Here is a 17,577-nt window from a genome sequence, read left to right on the forward strand (position 1 = left end):
AGCTTACTCCCTCCCCAGAATATTGCCGAGATTGCTGCGCGTGCGCGCCCGGTCCATCAGGTCAAGATCAAGCTCACCAGCGTTTGCGCGCGCCAGCGCGCCAGCGGCTTCCAGATGCTCCAGAACCATTTCTTCCTGATCGGCATGGAGGTTCATGAGCCGCGTGAAGCTTGCTTCCAGAGCAAGGTTTCCGAGCTGCACCTCCGCCGGAACGTCTTGAGGAAGCGTGATCAGCCCGTCGCCCTCATCACAGGGATAGCCCGCGTGAATGAACGGACCGATACCGATGAGGCGCAGATCATCCGGCCTTGTGATCCGCACGGTCGTCCGCACCTGATCCCAGGCGAGTTCCAAGTCCGAGCAGGTTGGAATGATGGTCAATGCCTCAAGCACAGAAGCGCCTTGCTCGTAGAGTTGTTCAGGCGTGCCGGACCAGGTGATCTCGGTCGGATTGGCCGAGGTGATGATGTGGATATTGCTATCCCGAGTGGCCCGCCTGCGGCGAAGCTCACTCAGTTCGCCCAAGGTGAGCCGAATTGCTTCGGCTTGCGCTTCGGGGTCGGTGACGACGCCGCCGTTTTCAACGACGATGAAGAAAGTAGGGGGCTCGTTGTTGCCCTCCGCACGGACGGCGGGCGTGGAGTGCAGGGCGAGCGCCCCGGCGAGGATCGTTGATTTCATGAATTGCGAGAGCATGGGTTAGCCTTTCTGGACAAGGGCACGGGTGGCGCGCACGGTCAGCAGCGCCAGCACGGTGTTGACGAGAGCGATCAGCAGGGCGACGAAGACACCAAGCCCTTGGTTCTGGGCGAGGAAATCCATCATCGGCGCTTGATCGTGGGAGACGCCGAACGGATTGGGCGCTGCTTGCTGGGCGATCAGCGTGTAGAGATTGACCACTTCCAGCGCGATAACAGCGGCGTAGACGATGCCCGCCATTCCCGCCTTGACGCGGTTCATGGGGCTCGCCAGCCAGCTACGCGGGTCCTCGTGGATGTTTTCATCCAGCACCGCCGACCAGATCATGATCGGCACGGCGACCGAGAACACCGCCAGCAAGAAGGCCAGCAGGTGAGAGACGGTCATGTCCTCATCGATGGCGCAGAACAGACCGCCCGCGCCGGGCAGATCACAAAGATACTGGTTCGAGGCCAGCCCCATGGTTTCTGTGTAGGTTGAGGCCAGCAGGACCAGCATGGCCAGTTCGAGAAGGAGCGCGAGAGCGAACCCGGCGATTGTCTTGGGGCCGGGACCGCCGCCGGGCATATAGGCCTGCGGGGGTAGATTTTGTCTTGGAGTTTTCATGAGTGACATCCTCATCAGATTGCGTTGAGGGCAGCGGTCTTTGCTGCCGTGTTTCGCATCTAATCTGAGGAAATCTTTGGTGCCGGAGCTGGGTAACAGCCGGATCGGAAACGGAATGGAAGCCAGCCAGCCTCTCAGTAAGAACTGATGCGGAAATCTCTTGGTTGTCGTCGTGATAGACAGAAGTAAGTCATTTGCTCGCTCATAGACCGAAAAGCGCATGTATTACGCCACAGCGCCAGTTGCTCGATTTTGGTGATGCCGACCTCTAGAACTCAAGATACACTATTAGCTGAATGAGTGAGCATCTCCGGATGCGGTTGCGAACGCCAAGCAGGGACACAATTGACCATGGGCAAGAGATCGCTCTAAAAACCTGAGCAAGCACAGGCTATTCTTAGATTGTTAGCATTAACCGCACCCGTCGTCTCTGGGGATGAATAACGGTATCTGATAATACCTGATATTTCGACACAGCCAGCGGCTGAACCAGTGGTCGTATTAGTAGAAGACCCCCCGGCGCCGAGTGCGTTTAAAACAAAGTTACAATGCGAGGTTGTGCCGTCGCTCCCAACATAATCTCTCGTCGCGGTATCATAAGATCCGCCTGCATTGCTACAAGTGGTGTTGCAGGATTCATTGTCCGCGCTGAGGAACCAGCAATGCCCCCCAACTTCAGTGCCGGGACAAGAGCCACCCGAAACCGTCGTTACATCCCATTGGTCGCTCACACCGTTTATTGTCACCGTGGCGCTGTGCAGCGTACTGTCACTGGCGCTACTGCTGAGTTGAAGCTGTAGATATTGGTTATTGCTGATCTCCTGATCGGCAGAGCCCCATGTCTCGACTTCGGTTGAGCAATCACTGGCGCTACATGTACGAAACTCCGGCGAACCATCACCTGTAATCGAAACCGCCGCCGGTCCAGACAGTCCCGTGATCTGCACAATATTGGACTGGATGGGCGTCGATGTCGCAACGCCGGTTTGGTCTGTGAATGAAAAAGCATCAGCCGGGTCGCACGCATCGCCTGCCGGACAGCCGGGATCATGAAACGCTTGCCAGCCTGATTCAGTGCAACCTACAAAGACATCAAACGAATAATTGTAAGCGACTTTTCCGCGTTCCCCAACTGGGTCGGTGCAAGCCTGCGCGTTTGCGTAGCCGGGTTTCGCCACCATTAACGCGAGTAACAATAAACAATTTTTTATTCTCAACCTCACTCTTGATCACCATTTCCTTTCTCGCCAAATGCCTCTTCCTTCTGCTTACGGTCGCTACCAGTCTTACCGCCGAAATCGCACTTTCCGCCTGTATCGGCGCAATATACGTCGCCTAATCCAGGTTCGCGCTTCATAACGAACGGCATTGCCTTGACCTCTCCGGGCTTTAAGAGAATCCGCTTTTCCTCTTCAGCGTGCTCAATGTTGGGAAGTGTGGCGACAGAGTCGTTTGACGGAGTCTCGGCGATTGATGACGACGGGACGAATGCAAATAGAGCAAAGAAGGCAAGAAACAAAAGTCTCAAATAACTATCCTTAAATTCGTTAATATTCAAAATTCAATTATGCACTATCAGGCCTAATAATTCCTTAACGATCCATTAGCTGATGGTTTTTTCCACAAGAAATCTTCCCCCAGACCATGGCTAAACCGGATAGAGAAGTGGTTCGATCATAATCCAATATGGTGATTTTGCCGCTTTGCAGACCATGTACTACAGGTCAGCCCCCGATGGAGAGCGGCTGAGTTGGAAGCGAACGCAAGCTGTGTTTTGTAGTACAAAACAGCTTGGCAAGGGGTCCCGCTGCGCGCCCCCGTTGCATCCCCCCGGCCAGTGGCTCTTCCAGGGCATTGAACCCGTTCCAGAGCCATCAGATCGTATCGCCGATCAATCACTCGCAGGGCTAGGAGAAGTCCCTCTCCACCTGCACCGAACCATGGATCAAAGGGCGTATCGCCGCCCCTTGAAACCCACTCGCGGGAGACTTCGCTCTCCCTGCACCCATCGATCCTTTCAGGAAGACCATGGGGCTATCGCGCCCCTTGGAACCACTCGCAGGGCTTGGAGACTTGCCTCTCCACCTGCGCCGAACCATGCACGAACGTCTGGCCGTCCGATCACCAATCAGGGGAGCGTTCCTGCTCCCACCGATCCCCCCATGACCACTTCATGGAGACCAACCTTTCTCAGATTGGATGCGCGCCATGTCATGGAGACGAGTTTCACCCGAGACCAGGAAGGGAGCATTTCATAGCGCCCTTACCTTGGAACCATCCCCTCGACCACGGAGCCTTCGCGCCCCATTGGAACCCTGACCAACCCTCACGCGGATTGGATGCCGCCTGCGCATCGGCGCTGAACCCAATCATGGAGCCCCCGAGCTGGTGAGCTGTTTAGCTTGTCCGTCGGACTAAGACACCTTGTTCATCTTGCTGCGTAACGCTTCCGACCAATCCTTCAAGGTCTGAATATCGCCCAGCATCTCTGTTGGTTCCGGCGGCTCAGGATCATGGCCCCGAGACGGATCATGGGCATCTACGAAGTCACAACACTTCTTAAACCCGCTCTGAAAGCTCTGCACATCCGCCTCATCCAAGGCCGTCACCTGCTTCAGGCGCTTAGTGTCGATATAATCGCGGTGACGTATTACAACGTTGGCAAAAACGATATCCTCCAACGCTCTCTCCCAAGTCGCGCGCAAGCGGCTATATAGCGATGATACCTCTCTCTTGTAGCCTTCGTCGTCGTGGGCCTCGAACAATTTCTTTGCCGCTCTCGCATCCTTTTCGAGCTTGTCAATCCGATCCCGAATGCTCGATGCCGTCCAGGGCAAGTCCTTGTGGACGAAACCAACGGAATCTTGCGCACGCGTCAAATGAGAAAGCGCAACCGCCGTATTTCGTTCCGATGCCAGTTTCACCAAATCGTTTACGAAAATCATGTCATGCGTAAATACGATAACCTGCCGGACACCAGCTTCCTTTGCCAGACGTTTGGCAACCTTGGAGCGCCACCGGTGATCCAAAGAGGAAACCGGATCATCAAAGACGAGCGCTGAAGTATGCGAAGCATTGGCAAGTTCAGTAAGGTAGGAAGCCAAGGCGACACAAGTCTGCTCCCCCTCACTTAAAACATCGTGGACCTTGGCTTTAGGATTGGCATAAAGCTTCACCTCATACTGCGGAGAACCGAATTTACCCCCTGAGCGCACAACTTCGACGCGCACCCGGTTTCCAGCAAGCGCGACAATCTCCTGCTGAAACCGGTCACGCATGCGCGGCGTAATCAGGTTGTCAGCAATCTCATTTCCGAGACGTGTGATTGCGGTCGTCGCGGTATCACGAAGGCAGTCATCTACAAGTTTAAGGTCAGCAAGCCGCGCGATTTCGATTTTCGCTATGTCCAGTAACTTTTGACTCTGTTTGCGATCCTGCAACTCCGCATGTTCGTTGAGAATAGCTTCTCGCGCTTCGCCACCGGATGCGCCATCAAGAGATTTGGCGTACTCGCGCGCCTGGTTGGCTCCTGCCCTTACATCATCTGTGACAGAGGGCAGCAGCGTTAGCGTGTTCGGAAATTCTTCACCGGAAAGCTGTAATAGAGTCTGAATCTGGACACGACGCGCAACCGCAAGGAATCTCAATACTTTCCGACCGAGCGTCAAATCTTGGGTCTTTAAGCCCCTATAGGCGACAGAAACTTTATTAATGTGAACAACGAAAGCACGAAAACCATCCTCAGCCTCCTTAAAGACCCTCTCGGCCTCAGTGGCTTTTGTTTCCGTATCCTTCTTGATGAATTCCTCAAAACCTAGCATCCGCGTGGCAGTCGCGCCATCAATCTCCTGGTGACATAATACGCAGATGTCACCCGAAGACGGCGGAAACGGAGCCTCTTCCTCCTTTGCCACTTTCGAGTAGGCTCGGGCCGACTCCCAGAGCGTTCGCCAAACATTTTCTCCGACGCCTTGAAGCTCCAGACCTGAGAACGCATTGTTGGCCGCCGCGTTCGCGGCGGCGCGCATGTCGTCCGCAGTCTTCTTTTTATCCCGAAGTGCCTGAATAGACTCGTTGCAGAGTGTTTGCTCGACCCGTTTCAAATAGGAATTCAGTTGCTCTAGTTGATCGGCGTAGTCGCGTTGAGCTTTCGCTGCGACAGCAGGGTCCTGAGCGAGATCGGCTTGCAGCTTAGCCAACCGAGCTTCATCATCATCCGAGAAAGCGGACGCGGGCGTTATCGCCGTGACATCGGTATCGTGCCGTAGTGAGGTCAGAGCTTTACCAAGCGTTGAGCGCGCTGACCAGATTGGATTATCAAATACAGAATTGCGCTTTTGCTCTAGCGTTTCCTTTTCACTCGTCAGGCGAGTTTTGATCTCTTGGCAGACACCGGCCAGATCATCCGGGATATCAAGGCCAAACGGACGAAACCAAACCTCGTTCTTTTTCTGAACATGGACTGAAGCCGCATCACGATCAAAGACGGTAATTGCCGAAAGCATATCGGCCGGATCATCATGGTCTTCCCAGTTTATAGTTTCTGTCGCTCCGCCGGTTCGCGATATCACGAGATCAGCCTTCGCAGGGCCTGGACTCGAAGAGCTATAAACGTCAGGCATAATTTCTCCGGCATGCCTAGAGCGGCATGCCTTCTTCAAGATTCGTGTATATCCGGATTTTCCTGTTCCATTCTGCCCGTAGACAATCGTCAGGCCGGCTTCCTCAAAGTTTAGTTCTTGACCTTTTGCGAGCTGGTTGACGCCGGAAACATTCTCAATCTTGGATAGAGAAACTGACTCACCAGCACCTGGATCAACCGGCAAATGATCCTTACTAAGCGGTTTTGCGCTCTGCTTAACGGACTGGTCGCCATGCTCCTTCTTACAGAGCGCCAATAATTCCTTAAGTGCCTCTTCGTCTGGAAAGCCATTCACGACAATTCGGCGCAAAGCATCACGTTGCCACAGGGGTCGATTTTCCGACCAATTGAGTATTCGATTCGGAACCGTGTCCTCTCTTTTTTCCCTGTCCGCAACGTCTGTCATCAATCAACTCCCAACCAATACAATCTCAACATAATCACTCCGGGACAGCTACAGACGCGAGCACGTCGAGGTCTTCCTCATCAAGTGCGAACATGCCCGTAACCTGCCGCTCCAATCGCGCCCGCGCTTCTCTCAATGTCCGTTCGTGTCGTTTGCGCTCGTGCGGCGTGCGTGCCGAGCGCAGGTCATCGGAGGCGAACAGAACTCTTTCTGCCTGCTGTTCCACAGCTTCCTGCACCGCTTCGTCGTCGGGGACCGGGATAGGCAAGTCTTTGATAAACTGCTTCCCATGCGAGTAATAACCACCTCTGAATACACTCGTATTCGTTCGGATCATTGCTTCGCACAGCGGGTGGTTCAGTACTGCCAGCAAGTAGAGCGTCGAGACCGGCGCATCATCCTTGGCTCGGATCATGTAGTACGGGCCGTTGCCGCCGCCGGTGATGATCGTGTTGGACTCGTCATAGGCATACCGCGCTTCTCGCGAGAGCACCGGCAAGATAATTTTCGGCCTGTCAAACTTTGTCAGACTTTGCGAGCGGCCATATTGGTACCACTGCCGCTCATCTGCTGCCCCACCTGCCACTTTGCGGCCTTCCAGAGCTTCGCGTCGCGCAGTCAGATATGCCAGGCATTGCGGATATTGCGCTGCCATCTCGTCAGGCTGAAGCAGCCGCGCGCGCAAGGTGCCCTTGGGTGTGGTCACAAGCTCATAGGGGAAGATCATCCAGGCATTTGCCTCTGGTCGCCCAAACGCTTCGAGCGGCGCGTCATGTAAACACGGACGCAGGATGCCTCGCTCTATCTGCCACTCGCGCCCATCCCACTGTATGGTTATGCTGTTCGCGTCGCTACGGACCTCACGCAAAAGGTAGATTTCGTCTGCACTGGTTTGAACGCCAACCTCGATATTCGCCAACGCCTCAAGCCTGCCCTCGACAGCATCCCTGATCCTGCCGAACAAAGCCCGGACATCATTCTGCCCGAACATCCAGGGCTCTTCGGTCAGCTCTGCAGTCGGCACTCGGGACGTGTCGCCCGACCGCCCGTAGCGCCACTCCTCCAAAGCGCAGGCTTGCTCTACGAGCACGTTTTCCGTGCCGCCGCGATCAGCCACCAGTATGCAGGTGTAGTTCGCTGTTCTGCGTCCGAAAACCGGCTTGACCCCAAAATGCACGATCTCGTCAAGCACCGGTCTCTCAGTCAGAAGGCCGCGCAGAGCGCGCCCTGATCTGATCGTCATGAACTTGTTCGGCACGATCACACCGAGACGTCCGGTGTCCTTTATCAAGCCAAGGGACCGCTCGATGAAGAGTGCATATTTGTCGAAATTATCTTGTCTGCCGGTGGTGTAGGGCGCTTGAGGCGAATGATAAAACTCAGCCTCTTCTGGTGAATAGGCAACCATGTTCTGGATGCGGATATAGGGCGGGTTCCCAACAATAATGTCGAAGCCTCCCGCCGCCATCTCGTTAGGAAATTCGTCTTCCCAGCTGAAAGGGTTGACGCGGTCCCGAAGCCTCTGATCAAGCGTGCCGAAGACTTCCTCCCATTCTTGCGTGCTGACCAGCGAATTTCCGCAAAGAATAGTCTCATCCAGGGCAGGCAGGGCCGCGTGCCGATGACGCCGCACATAGTCTCTAAGCACAGCCTCGCTTTCGTCCTCGATCAACTTGAGGAGCAAGCTAAATTGCGCGACCTCAACAGCATTTGGATCGATATCCACACCGCGTAGGTGTTCAAGCAAGATGCGACGCTTTTCGTCAAAGGTCAGCCGCCAGAGACTTTCTGTAACCTGATAGATCGTCTGGCCTTCGTATCTTTCGGGGCCTTCAGCAACGTACCAGTCCAGATAGTGGCCAAGTATGAAATCGAACGACGAAAGAAGGAAAATGCCGGAGCCGCAGCAGGTGTCAGCCACGGTGAAACCGGCCAGCTCATCCGGCGATTTTCCGGCAAGACGAGGACCCAGGGTACGGGCAACGATGACATCCGCCACGAAGCCAGGTGTCGGCACGACGCCGCCGATGTCGCGGACTTCGGGCTTGTTCTCGATTTTGACCTGACCATCCTCGATGACGATGACCTCACCAAGGAACTGCTCATAGATTTCCCCGAGCACTTCAGTTTCCACAACTGCGAAGGTGTAGGGGCTGAGCGGGTAGTAAAGCTCCGCGATGATGCCTTGTAGAACGTCATCACTTATCCGAACGCCTAACGGGTCATCGTCGATCAGCCGAAAAAGCCCGGAGTTGTAGAAGTCGTCCGCGCGCCGGAGCAAATCCTTCAACGCGTCGAACGTCGCCCTTTCATCGAGGTTCTTAAGGGTTTCGTATCGCTCGATCTCCCTGTCTTCGCAAATCCGAAGGAAAACGATGCGTGAAAGAAAAAGCTGTACGGCGTAGGTTAGCTCTTCCGAGCTCAGCCCGCCAACATTGGCGTGAATATCTACCGCTAGGCGCGATCTCCAATCACGCACTTGGTTCAGGAAGAAATCATCAAACTGCTCTGCGCCGTGCCGGGTTGTATCGATTTCGAAATGTCGGTCGAAAGCGCCTGAGAGCATGCTGTCGCGTGATAGGAGCAGCCACAGCTCATCAAACCGCGCATCAAAATCACCATAGTTGAACAAATGCAACCGAGCGACATGCGCCTCATGCGTTTCATCCGGGACAGGGTTGCAGTCGTATATTGCGAGCTGGTGAAAGTTCGTGACGACCGCTATCGGCATGCTTGCCGAATACCCATACCGGCGCGTTTGGAAAGCGGGGGCGCGGTCACGGTCTAAGCGAACACTGGGTTTCTTGGCTTCGATGAAGAGTTTGCGCTGGCGGGCCAGCCGCAACTCGTAGTCCGGGCGCTTGGACAAACGCTCTTCGCCTACTTCGACCGTCGCTTCTTCAATCACCTCGCGATAAATTCGAGGCTTGCCCCCGATGTTGTGAACGTCCCAGCCAAACGCTTCCAGAAGCGGTGTGATGAACTCTGTTCTGGCTTGGGTCTCGTTATAACCGGCGTCGCGGTAGTCGTTCTCGTTGCGCCGGAATCGTTCGACGAGCTCAGCAACGCGCTCTCGTGCTGCTTCCTTGGCCTCTTCGTTGGCTGGCGCAGCGGCGGCGTGTTCGGTTTGGTCCTGATCTGTCATGCTGCCCTTGCCTTACGCGGTCTTGCCTGAGCGTCGCCGCGATAGCCTGCGGTTGCGCATCTTTTCCCAGATGCTTCGAAGCATGCTGCAATCAGCTTTAGACAGCCCCATCTGGTCCATCAGTATGCGCCGGTTGTTTTCTTCAAGCACCGTCTCAAGCTTTCCGGCACGGATAAGCTCGTCACTCTCTTCGAGAGACATTGCGTCTCCCAGGGCGGCCGGCATGAGCAACTTCTCAGCTTCGGTGGGCTCCAGCTCTAGAACGCCGCCGCCATAGCTCCGCCCCTCGATTTCGGCTGACGCTGCCGTCAGGTAGCTGTAGCTGTTGGCAACGATGGTGCGGGGATCGCCGCCCTTGCATCGCATCCGGTGAATAGTATCGGTCGCCGTGGCTTCGGCTTCATTGAGCACAATCCGGGGGAAGTCATAGATTTGGCGGAACACAAACGCGTCTGGCACGTAAACCGATGGCACTGCATACCAGGGCGTGCGTACCGAGCATTTATAGCCCTTATGCACATTCTCCGCTTCGCCATGTCGAATATAGCTTGCCAAAGCACCTCTTGGCTTCGTTCCGTTAATCGGTGCCAGATGCAGTAAATGCACACGCTGGTCTTCGTTTGCCAGCGTACGCCAACCAGCTTGGTCCACAATCGAACCCTCAAGGTGAGCGGACCTCGCTATTAGCGGCATTGTATATTTCTGTAGTTTTAGGTCTTTTACTTCGCTCTCTCGCAAAACGAAGAATTGGTTTTTGCCCGTGACGACACCAACATTGACCGAGGCATATGATCCAAGCTCAACCGTTTCTTCGCTCGCGCGAAGCGCGCGCATGAAAGCAATTTCATCCGCATTCAGGAAATACTTCAACCATTTCTCACTGTCATGACAAACGGTCTTTGGTGAGGCTCCGCGCAGTACAGCCGGGGGGGAGCGTCTTACGATATCGGCGACCGAGTCGCTTTCAGTGAGATTGACCTTGCAGGGGTTGCTCGCCGAAGGCGCAGGGCGCGCTTCATCAGCGAGCAGAAGCAATACTTCCTGTTCTGCTTTTTCGAAGAACAGCTCGTTGCAGGCGATCAAATCGACACGGCCAAACCGGTCGGTCAGGAAGGAACGAAGCTGCGCGGCGTAGCTTACCTGCAAGAGTTCCGCAGGCAGAACCAGCGCCATGCGCCCGCCTTCCTTAAGCGCTGCCGCAGCTGCAACGACAAAAGGTACCCAGATATTGGTAAGGCGGTTTGGCGATAGCCCCTGTTCCTTCATAATGTCCATCGCACGGGTGCGGTGCGGTTCGGGGAAACTCTGATACCGAATAAATGGCGGGTTGCCGACTACCGCGTCGTATTGCGGCCGATCTGGTCTGCTCCACCAAGCAAAAAAATCGCTATTCTCAACGACATCGGCGGCTCGATAGCCCAGGCCGTTTCTTAGTCGCGCTCTCGCCTTGTCGGCTTCATCCGGTATGATCTCGACGCCGCGTAGTTGGTTCGCGCGCGAGGGGCCGTGCGCTCCCAACTCTTCCAGTCGCCAGCTTGCTGCCTCAAGGAAGGAACCGTCGCCACAGCTTGGCTCAAGGACCTGTTCCTGCGCATCGCGGATGGCCCATGTACACAGCCATCGTGCGAGTTCGGCTGATGTGTAGTATCCGCCGCGCAGCTTATCGGCATCGAGCGAGGTGAAGCGCCCGCTATGCGTCCGCTCGCTCGAAGCCTTCAAGTCTGTGTAGTCGGCAACATCCGTTGCATGCTTGTTCATCGCTCTTGCCTCACATGAAAAAGCGGCTGTTCGTCGCGAAGCAGTCGCTCGATGGCCTCTCGCACTACCCAGGCGACGGAGACCTTGTTTTGTTCTGCTATTTCAAGGAGTTCAGCGTGCTGCTCCTCGGTCAGGCTGACCGACAAACGGTGTGACGCTTTGGGCGTGGTCTTCTTTCCTGCGGCATGGGGCATAGCGTACGAATCCTTGTTTGCACCATGCTACACCACTCTGGTGCACGCGAGAAATGGACCTTGCTGTCAGTGACCCAATAATTTGTGGATAAGCTATATCAGTGACATACAGGTAGACCTGATACAAGAACAAAGTATGAACTTTCTGGCGCACCGCTGACGCGGCCGGGCTCTCGTGAACGGAGCCTGATTGGTCAGTCTCCGCCCTCGGGCTTCCATCCCTTGCGCGTGCGGGCGCGCGTCGTAGCGCACCCTCCGGCAGTGCGCGGCTCCATGAGAGCCGCGCCAGGTTCTGCTTCGTTTCCGGGGGCCTTCCGGCCCCATCCTCCGTCAAGACCAAGTCCTTCGCTATGGCTTCGGACACGGACCGGCGGTCTCCCCATCCTTCCTCGCTGACGCTCGTGCAGGACGGGTGATCCCCCTCCGCCGCCCGTGATCTTGACGGCCTCCCCCCGCTCATTGGCGCGGGCCTAGTCCGGTTGCATGCGCAACCGACTATCCAAAGGAGGAAAAAGGACATGAAAACCGATGTTTATCAGAAAGTAACAAACAAGATTATTGCCGATCTGGAAAAGGGCGAACTGTCTTGGATGAAGCCGTGGAGCAGCGGCAACCTTGAGGGCAAGATCACCAAGCCCCTGCGGCACAACGGGCTGCCCTACAACGGTATCAATGTGCTCATGCTCTGGGGCGCGAGCGTCGAGGCGGGATATCTCTCTCCGTACTGGATGACATTCCGGCAAGCGAAAGAGATGGGCGCACATGTGCGCAAGGGCGAGCGCGGCAATCTGGTCGTATACGCCAACACCATCACCAAGAAGGAAGAGCAGGACGACGGCAGCGAGGAAGAGCGCAAAATCCCGTTCATGAAGGGATACAGCGTTTTCAACGTCGATCAGATCGAAGGCCTGCCCGAGCACTACTACGCCAAGCCCGAGGCGATTATTGATCCCGCCTTGCGCATTGAGCACGCGGAACAGTTTTTCGGAAACATGGGCGCAGACATCCGCCATGGCGGGAACAGCGCCCACTATGCGAACGGCAGCGATCATGTGCAGATGCCAGCATTCGAGACGTTCCGCAGCCCCGAGGCCTACTATGCCACGCTTGCCCACGAACTGACCCACTGGACGAAGCACAAGAGCCGCCTTGACCGTGACTTTGGGCGCAAGCGCTGGGGCGATGAAGGCTACGCCCGCGAGGAACTGGTCGCAGAACTTGGCGCGGCGTTCCTTTGCGCCGATCTGGAGCTGACCCCCAAACCTGGCACCGACCATGCCGCCTATATCCAGAGCTGGTTGAAAGTCTTGAAGGACGACAAGCGCGCGATCTTTGCCGCCGCCGCCCATGCGCAGCGCGCCGCAGATTTCCTGCACGGTCTGCAACCCGTGATCGAGGGCGAGCAGCAGAAGGAAGGAGTTGCCGCATAAGCGGTGACTTCACCTAGCTGGAAAATTTTCACGGCTGGCCATCAGGCCAGCCGCTTAAAGAGTGTTCTCTTTGTGTTCGCGCTCTCTCATGCTATGTTGGGATTCTCTAACAGCCTCATACACGATGTAGGGAAAGGCGATGAGCAAGACATTCAAGCCCGGTCAAAAAGCCCCGCGTAGCGGACAGTACGAGATCACTGGTCCGCGCGGCGGCAGCACAGGCATCGAGCGCACAGTGACGAAGGGCGAGCCGCTGCCCCCGCCGCTAAAATCTGGCCAGCAGTACAAGCTGACTGATCCCACCAAGCACGGCGGCAAACGCGGGAAATAGGCGGTGTAGCATGCGGGACATACGCCTTCGAAGCCTCGAAAAATATCGCGTCGGCGGAACGCGCGACAAGATGGAGCTCGCGCTACCAGTACCGACGAGCCCATCCGGCAAGGTTTACAAGTACTCGCCCAGTCCTGACGCTCAGCCCCGCCTCTTCCTCATCGGCAATGCACCCGATGAGCGAAACATCGGCGAAGACGAAAGAGGGCGGATGCGGCGGGAGCCCGGGCCGGGACAAACAGTATGCCCGTACTCGGGTTACATCGGGGATGACGACGACTTCGTGCATGCCGATGACATCGAAGCCATCAAGAAGCACGCCTTATGGCTCGCAGAGAACGATTTGAGTGATTTCGTCGGCGAGTTGGCGAAGGATTTCAATCGCCGACAACCGCGTGGCGGGTTTATTTCCATGAAGATGGAGCACAAGCCTCGCCGCCGTCCCAAGCCTTTGGCAATCCGGGAAGACTTGCTGCGATCACTTGAGTGCGAAATCTGTGAACGGCAATACGGCGTTTATGCCCTTGCTCTGTTCTGCCCCGATTGCGGCGCGCCGAACGTCGCCCTGCATTTCCGGCGCGAGGTCGCACTAATCGGGGAGCAGATAGCCCTTGCGGATGAGCTGGACCAGCAAGGCAAAAGCGAAATCGCTTATCGGCTCATGGGCAACGCTCATGAGGATGTCCTCACCGCGTTTGAAGCAACCCTGAAATCCGTGCACGCTCAGCTAGTCAGGACCCATTTACCGGATCAGGTGGAAAAAATCCTTGGAAAGAAGGCAGTAGGTAATGCCTTCCAGAATGTCGAACGAGGGCGAAAACTCTTTGCCAAGCTCGGGATCGATCCATTTGATGGTCTGGATGAGGCCGGGATCAAACACATTCAGCTTAATGCCGAAAAACGCCACGTTCTCGGGCACAATCTCGGCATAGCAGACGATCACTATGTCAGCTTCGCCGAAGACCTTGAGCCAGGAGAAACTGTCACACTGATTGGTGATGACATCCGGCGCTTTGCCGATCTTTGCTTGAGCGTCGTTGCGCGTCTGGAGGACAGCCTGCTTCCAGCGCCACCAAATGATGAATCAAAGGAAAATAGCGGCCAGCCTGACGGCTGACCGCTGGTCGGTTATAGACCTGGCGCGCGCGCTGCCAGCTCATCTTCGATATTGCGCATCGACGCCAGCGCGTTGCGGCGCTCCTGGCTGCTACGCGGGGCACTCGCAAAGGCGTTGAATGCCTCCGCCAGTAGGCCGTGCAGTTCTGCCGTGCTGCGGGATGCCGCTTCAAAGCGTGAGACGAGTTTCATCGCATCCTCCTTTTGCTTCAAGGAGGCCCCGAACCACTCAGGGCCTTTCGGCCCCGTTCGCACCATCATCGGCCCATGGAAGGCCTGATGGTTCGGGAGGTGAACTTGATCCTGCATACAGGTGGATGCGTAGATGAAGCGTCGATATCGATTTTGGGCGGTGGATACCGGCAGCGCTGGCTGGATGGGCGGCCCACAGGGTGAGGTCTGGTATCAGCGTTTTTGCGAAGGGCGCTCCCGTGCATCACCGCGAGCGGCGCGGCTCCTGTTCCAGATGCTCTATCTCGAATGTCGGATGGCGAGCGCTTGCTAGTCCGGCTAGCGGCTGGAGGTCAGGCTGGCGGGTTTTCTTCTCCCGTGCAGATCGCCCCCCTTCGTCTTCCCGTGCCCGCTTGCAACTGATTGCACAATTCCCTGGCCGAAGCGGCTCAGCCTTCAATGTTCTGCCCGCCCCATAAATCCGTGTTGAACATGAAGCCTGATCCTTCGCTCCGGCCTGTCGGGAGGGCGTTAGCAAGTAGGCCCGAAAGACAAGGAGATTAAGATCATGGCACGCGAAAACACCAACCAGAACCACCCCCAGAACGCGCCGGACTATCTGGCCTGGCACGTCACCCAGAAAGGCGAGAAAGCCTATTGGAACAAGGTCGGAGCAGCATGGAAGCACAAGGACGGGCGCGGCTACACGCTTCAGCTTGAAACCTGCCCGATCAATGGCCGCATCGCCCTGCGCTTGCCGCTAGAGGACGCGCCCGGAACCGATAACGAAGCGGGGCGCTCATGAGCGCCCCCGACACGCGCGGCTACCGTCCTGGCCATCCATGGTACTACCTTCTGGGCGGTGAGGTCCTGCCTCCAAAAGTCATCCGCCTTGAGGCACGTCTCGCCGAGTACAAGGGATACCGTCAGGAAGAAATCCTGAGCGCCGCCCGCAGGCCAGAGCCACAACGAACGAGGTTGCTCAACAAAATCCGCGATGAAGTTAGCCAGTCCTTGAAGGCCAACATCTCGCGCTATCGCGAAGTCGCAAGAGAGCTTCATGCCTATCGCAATGCTCATGCAGGGGAGCCGATCCTGAATTGCAGCGAAGCGGTCCACACGGCAATGAGCCTGAAATACGCTCATATCTACAATGACTTCGGACATCTTGAACTGCTGGACAGCTTGCCTCAACAAATTGATTTGTTCGATCTGCTCTAACGATCAGCGCTGCCCCACCGGGCGGCGTTTCATGTTCTTGGCAGTGGGAAACGACGCACGTAGCATTGTGAAAACGGTTTGAACTTCGAGGCGTAATGATGAGCGGCATATTCTTCACCTATGTCTGGGGCAGCCACGGCGAGCGTGGCAGCCCGTTGACCTTCACCAGCAAGCAGAACCGAACGGCTGCCATCCGCAGCACCCAAGAAGGTGATCTGGTCTTCGGTGTTGTGAGCCGCAGCCCCGGCGATCCTGATGTGCAAATCCCCGACGCGATAAAGGGGCGCGTCATCAATGTCTGGCAGATCAGCCACTCGACTGCCGATACGGCGGAATTCGGGATCGAGGCCAGAAATGTGTGGGACAAGCTGGAGGATGGCAGCTATCGTTGGCCGTTCGCCCTCCAGCCGATCCGCACTTGGATCATTCGCGATGCCCCCGAGTTTCGGGAGCTTTCTGGCTATACGCCTGCGACCCACACGCAGCGGGCGATCACGACCGTGCAGGAAGTAGGCGAAGAGCTGGCTACCACGCTCAAAGACCTGATCGTGACCAACGGCAAAGAGCTGGAAGTGATGACACCGCGCTATCAGACAATGGCAAGCCGCGTTGAACAGCTTCGCCAGAAACATCCCTTTGCGCTCAATGGCTACACGGTTCAGCCCAATACCCAAGCTACGAACAGCATCTATATCGCCACTCTCGGCAAGGGTGGACGCAGCTTGAAAATCGGTCACGCGCAGGACGCAGCTCAGCGCGTTTCGGAGTTCAACAAATATCGGCTCTCCAGCGAGCCGCAATGGACGCTGCACACCAACCAGCTCATCGGCTCCGTTCAGGATGCCATTGAGGTCGAGAAGTATCTCGGCGAGATGTTTGCCAAATTCCGCACCGAACCCAACAATAACGAAGTCTATCTCGGTCTCGACGCTATCGATGTGGCGACCAAGCTGGCCACCGCCCAGATCAAGAAATAGCGCCGCGCATCAAGAGCATCCGACCAGCCGCAAACACCTTCTTCCCCTACATCTTCCTTTCGTTCCGGCTTCGTCTTTGAAGCAAGATTTCCGCATTCCCTGGCAGAGCCCACTTGCCGGTCAATCGGGCTGCCCGCGCCAGCAGCTTCGCCGCCCGTGTTGCCCATGACCGTCTGCGTTTTCGTCCCTGCCGTTTCGGGAGCGTCCATCAGGACGAAACCCAAGAAACGAAAGGAAAAAGCAATGGGACTAGATATGTATGCGATGATTTCAGATGAGAGTTTCGAGCGCGAGGTCGATTTCAAACCCGGCCAGGATGTCGGAGAGCTGCACTACTGGCGCAAGCATCCCAACCTCCACGGTTGGATGAAAACGCTCTACTTTGAAAAGGGCGGCGAGCAGCAGGACTTCAACTGCACACCAGTCACCTTGACCGAAACCGATCTGGCAAGGCTGGAAGCCGACATCAATGCAGGAAACCTGCCGCCAACCGACGGCTTTTTCTTCGGCGCGTCCGATGGATCAGAATCCGAGGATGATCTGGCCTTCGTCGCCAAAGCCCGCGAAGCCATCGCCGATGGCGATACCGTCTTCTATTACGCTTGGTGGTAAGCCAGCGCTAGCGCCGCCCAAGCTGGGCGGCGCTATTCAGGCATGTGATCTTCATCATCGTACCAGTCATCGCGCTTCGCGCGCGGCTTGAACTCCAGCGCGAGCACGTCCGGCTTTTGCTTGTGCCGAGCGTGCGTCAGGCGGATGGCGAGGCGCACCGTGTCGTCTGCCGCCAGATGAAAATGCTGGCGCAGCTCATCGAGCTGGCGCGCGTGCGCTTCGTCCAGATGAAGCATAAGTATGTGTCGCATGAATTTTCCTTTCAAACG

17 protein-coding genes are annotated in these 17,577 nt (G+C 56.3%); 7 read left to right on the forward strand and 10 right to left on the reverse strand.

Going from position 1 to position 17,577, the window contains the following annotated elements:
• Positions 1-3: 3 nt before the first annotated feature.
• From AVJ23_RS00660 to AVJ23_RS23550, 8 genes are all read right to left on the reverse strand, one after another.
• The gene (locus AVJ23_RS00660; protein WP_157772588.1) at positions 4-681 is read right to left on the reverse strand and encodes a hypothetical protein; all 678 of its coding nucleotides are present in this window, start codon (positions 679-681) and stop codon (positions 4-6) included.
• 18 nt (positions 682-699) lie between these two features.
• On the reverse strand, positions 700-1,527 hold the full coding sequence (locus AVJ23_RS00665) for a hypothetical protein (protein WP_157772589.1): 828 nt from the start codon (positions 1,525-1,527) through the stop codon (positions 700-702).
• Positions 1,528-1,673: 146 nt separating this feature from the next.
• On the reverse strand, positions 1,674-2,486 hold the full coding sequence (locus AVJ23_RS22710; RefSeq protein ID WP_157772590.1) for a hypothetical protein: 813 nt from the start codon (positions 2,484-2,486) through the stop codon (positions 1,674-1,676).
• A 38-nt stretch (positions 2,487-2,524) separates the two neighbouring features.
• Positions 2,525-2,863 (reverse strand): hypothetical protein, encoded by a 339-nt coding sequence (locus AVJ23_RS22715; protein ID WP_169795920.1) that lies wholly within the window; start codon positions 2,861-2,863, stop codon positions 2,525-2,527.
• A gap of 856 nt (positions 2,864-3,719) precedes the next feature.
• Positions 3,720-6,353, reverse strand: a complete 2,634-nt coding sequence (locus AVJ23_RS00670) for an AAA family ATPase (RefSeq protein ID WP_058860233.1) — start codon at positions 6,351-6,353, stop codon at positions 3,720-3,722.
• Positions 6,354-6,387: 34 nt separating this feature from the next.
• Complete coding sequence (locus AVJ23_RS00675; protein ID WP_058860234.1) at positions 6,388-9,498, reverse strand: Eco57I restriction-modification methylase domain-containing protein; 3,111 nt, start codon at positions 9,496-9,498, stop codon at positions 6,388-6,390.
• Positions 9,499-9,510: 12 nt separating this feature from the next.
• Positions 9,511-11,256, reverse strand: coding sequence for an Eco57I restriction-modification methylase domain-containing protein (locus AVJ23_RS00680; protein WP_058860235.1), 1,746 nt, complete (start codon positions 11,254-11,256; stop codon positions 9,511-9,513).
• Entirely contained in the window at positions 11,253-11,450 is a 198-nt protein-coding gene (locus AVJ23_RS23550) for a ribbon-helix-helix domain-containing protein (RefSeq protein ID WP_084794173.1), read from the reverse strand. Before AVJ23_RS23550 ends, AVJ23_RS00680 begins: the two co-directional genes overlap by 4 nt.
• 518 nt (positions 11,451-11,968) lie before the next feature.
• Between AVJ23_RS23550 and AVJ23_RS00685 the strand changes: the two genes are divergently transcribed.
• From AVJ23_RS00685 to AVJ23_RS22720, 3 genes are all read left to right on the forward strand, one after another.
• The gene (locus AVJ23_RS00685; RefSeq protein WP_058860236.1) at positions 11,969-12,880 is read left to right on the forward strand and encodes an ArdC family protein; all 912 of its coding nucleotides are present in this window, start codon (positions 11,969-11,971) and stop codon (positions 12,878-12,880) included.
• 139 nt (positions 12,881-13,019) lie between these two features.
• Entirely contained in the window at positions 13,020-13,211 is a 192-nt protein-coding gene (locus tag AVJ23_RS22120; RefSeq protein ID WP_084794175.1) for a YjzC family protein, read from the forward strand.
• A 10-nt stretch (positions 13,212-13,221) separates the two neighbouring features.
• Positions 13,222-14,328 carry a hypothetical protein gene (locus AVJ23_RS22720; RefSeq protein WP_157772592.1) on the forward strand — a complete coding sequence of 369 codons (1,107 nt, stop codon included), beginning with the start codon at positions 13,222-13,224 and terminating at the stop codon, positions 14,326-14,328.
• A gap of 11 nt (positions 14,329-14,339) precedes the next feature.
• Here AVJ23_RS22720 and AVJ23_RS00695 read toward each other — a convergent pair whose 3' ends face one another.
• A complete protein-coding gene (locus AVJ23_RS00695) occupies positions 14,340-14,519 on the reverse strand; it encodes a hypothetical protein (RefSeq protein ID WP_043846432.1) in 180 nt (59 codons plus the stop codon).
• Positions 14,520-15,066: 547 nt separating this feature from the next.
• On the opposite strand from AVJ23_RS00695, the gene AVJ23_RS00700 reads away from it, so the two are divergent.
• From AVJ23_RS00700 to AVJ23_RS00715, 4 genes are all read left to right on the forward strand, one after another.
• A complete protein-coding gene (locus tag AVJ23_RS00700; protein ID WP_058860237.1) occupies positions 15,067-15,303 on the forward strand; it encodes a hypothetical protein in 237 nt (78 codons plus the stop codon).
• A complete protein-coding gene (locus AVJ23_RS00705) occupies positions 15,300-15,719 on the forward strand; it encodes a hypothetical protein (protein WP_058860238.1) in 420 nt (139 codons plus the stop codon). Before AVJ23_RS00700 ends, AVJ23_RS00705 begins: the two co-directional genes overlap by 4 nt.
• 98 nt (positions 15,720-15,817) lie before the next feature.
• Complete coding sequence (locus AVJ23_RS00710) at positions 15,818-16,696, forward strand: GIY-YIG nuclease family protein (RefSeq protein ID WP_157772593.1); 879 nt, start codon at positions 15,818-15,820, stop codon at positions 16,694-16,696.
• Between the two features lie 243 nt (positions 16,697-16,939).
• On the forward strand, positions 16,940-17,308 hold the full coding sequence (locus AVJ23_RS00715) for a hypothetical protein (protein ID WP_058860240.1): 369 nt from the start codon (positions 16,940-16,942) through the stop codon (positions 17,306-17,308).
• Positions 17,309-17,340: 32 nt separating this feature from the next.
• On the opposite strand, the gene AVJ23_RS00720 is transcribed toward AVJ23_RS00715, so the two are convergent.
• Positions 17,341-17,544, reverse strand: a complete 204-nt coding sequence (locus AVJ23_RS00720; protein ID WP_043846442.1) for a hypothetical protein — start codon at positions 17,542-17,544, stop codon at positions 17,341-17,343.
• Positions 17,545-17,577: the final 33 nt, after the last annotated feature.

It is taken from the genome of Pseudoponticoccus marisrubri (assembly GCF_001482405.1).
Taxonomy (GTDB): domain Bacteria; phylum Pseudomonadota; class Alphaproteobacteria; order Rhodobacterales; family Rhodobacteraceae; genus Pseudoponticoccus; species Pseudoponticoccus marisrubri.

Coding starts and splice junctions, on each gene's coding strand:
- AVJ23_RS00660 (WP_157772588.1), bottom strand. CDS start 681: ATGAAATCAACGATCCTCGCCGGGGCGCTCGCCCTGCACTCCACGCCC.
- AVJ23_RS00665 (WP_157772589.1), bottom strand. CDS start 1,527: ATGCGCTTTTCGGTCTATGAGCGAGCAAATGACTTACTTCTGTCTATC.
- AVJ23_RS22710 (WP_157772590.1), bottom strand. CDS start 2,486: ATGGTGGCGAAACCCGGCTACGCAAACGCGCAGGCTTGCACCGACCCA.
- AVJ23_RS00670 (WP_058860233.1), bottom strand. CDS start 6,353: ATGACAGACGTTGCGGACAGGGAAAAAAGAGAGGACACGGTTCCGAAT.
- AVJ23_RS00675 (WP_058860234.1), bottom strand. CDS start 9,498: ATGACAGATCAGGACCAAACCGAACACGCCGCCGCTGCGCCAGCCAAC.
- AVJ23_RS00680 (WP_058860235.1), bottom strand. CDS start 11,256: ATGAACAAGCATGCAACGGATGTTGCCGACTACACAGACTTGAAGGCT.
- AVJ23_RS23550 (WP_084794173.1), bottom strand. CDS start 11,450: ATGCCCCATGCCGCAGGAAAGAAGACCACGCCCAAAGCGTCACACCGT.
- AVJ23_RS00685 (WP_058860236.1), top strand. CDS start 11,969: ATGAAAACCGATGTTTATCAGAAAGTAACAAACAAGATTATTGCCGAT.
- AVJ23_RS22120 (WP_084794175.1), top strand. CDS start 13,020: ATGAGCAAGACATTCAAGCCCGGTCAAAAAGCCCCGCGTAGCGGACAG.
- AVJ23_RS22720 (WP_157772592.1), top strand. CDS start 13,222: ATGCGGGACATACGCCTTCGAAGCCTCGAAAAATATCGCGTCGGCGGA.
- AVJ23_RS00695 (WP_043846432.1), bottom strand. CDS start 14,519: ATGAAACTCGTCTCACGCTTTGAAGCGGCATCCCGCAGCACGGCAGAA.
- AVJ23_RS00700 (WP_058860237.1), top strand. CDS start 15,067: ATGGCACGCGAAAACACCAACCAGAACCACCCCCAGAACGCGCCGGAC.
- AVJ23_RS00705 (WP_058860238.1), top strand. CDS start 15,300: ATGAGCGCCCCCGACACGCGCGGCTACCGTCCTGGCCATCCATGGTAC.
- AVJ23_RS00710 (WP_157772593.1), top strand. CDS start 15,818: ATGAGCGGCATATTCTTCACCTATGTCTGGGGCAGCCACGGCGAGCGT.
- AVJ23_RS00715 (WP_058860240.1), top strand. CDS start 16,940: ATGGGACTAGATATGTATGCGATGATTTCAGATGAGAGTTTCGAGCGC.
- AVJ23_RS00720 (WP_043846442.1), bottom strand. CDS start 17,544: ATGCTTCATCTGGACGAAGCGCACGCGCGCCAGCTCGATGAGCTGCGC.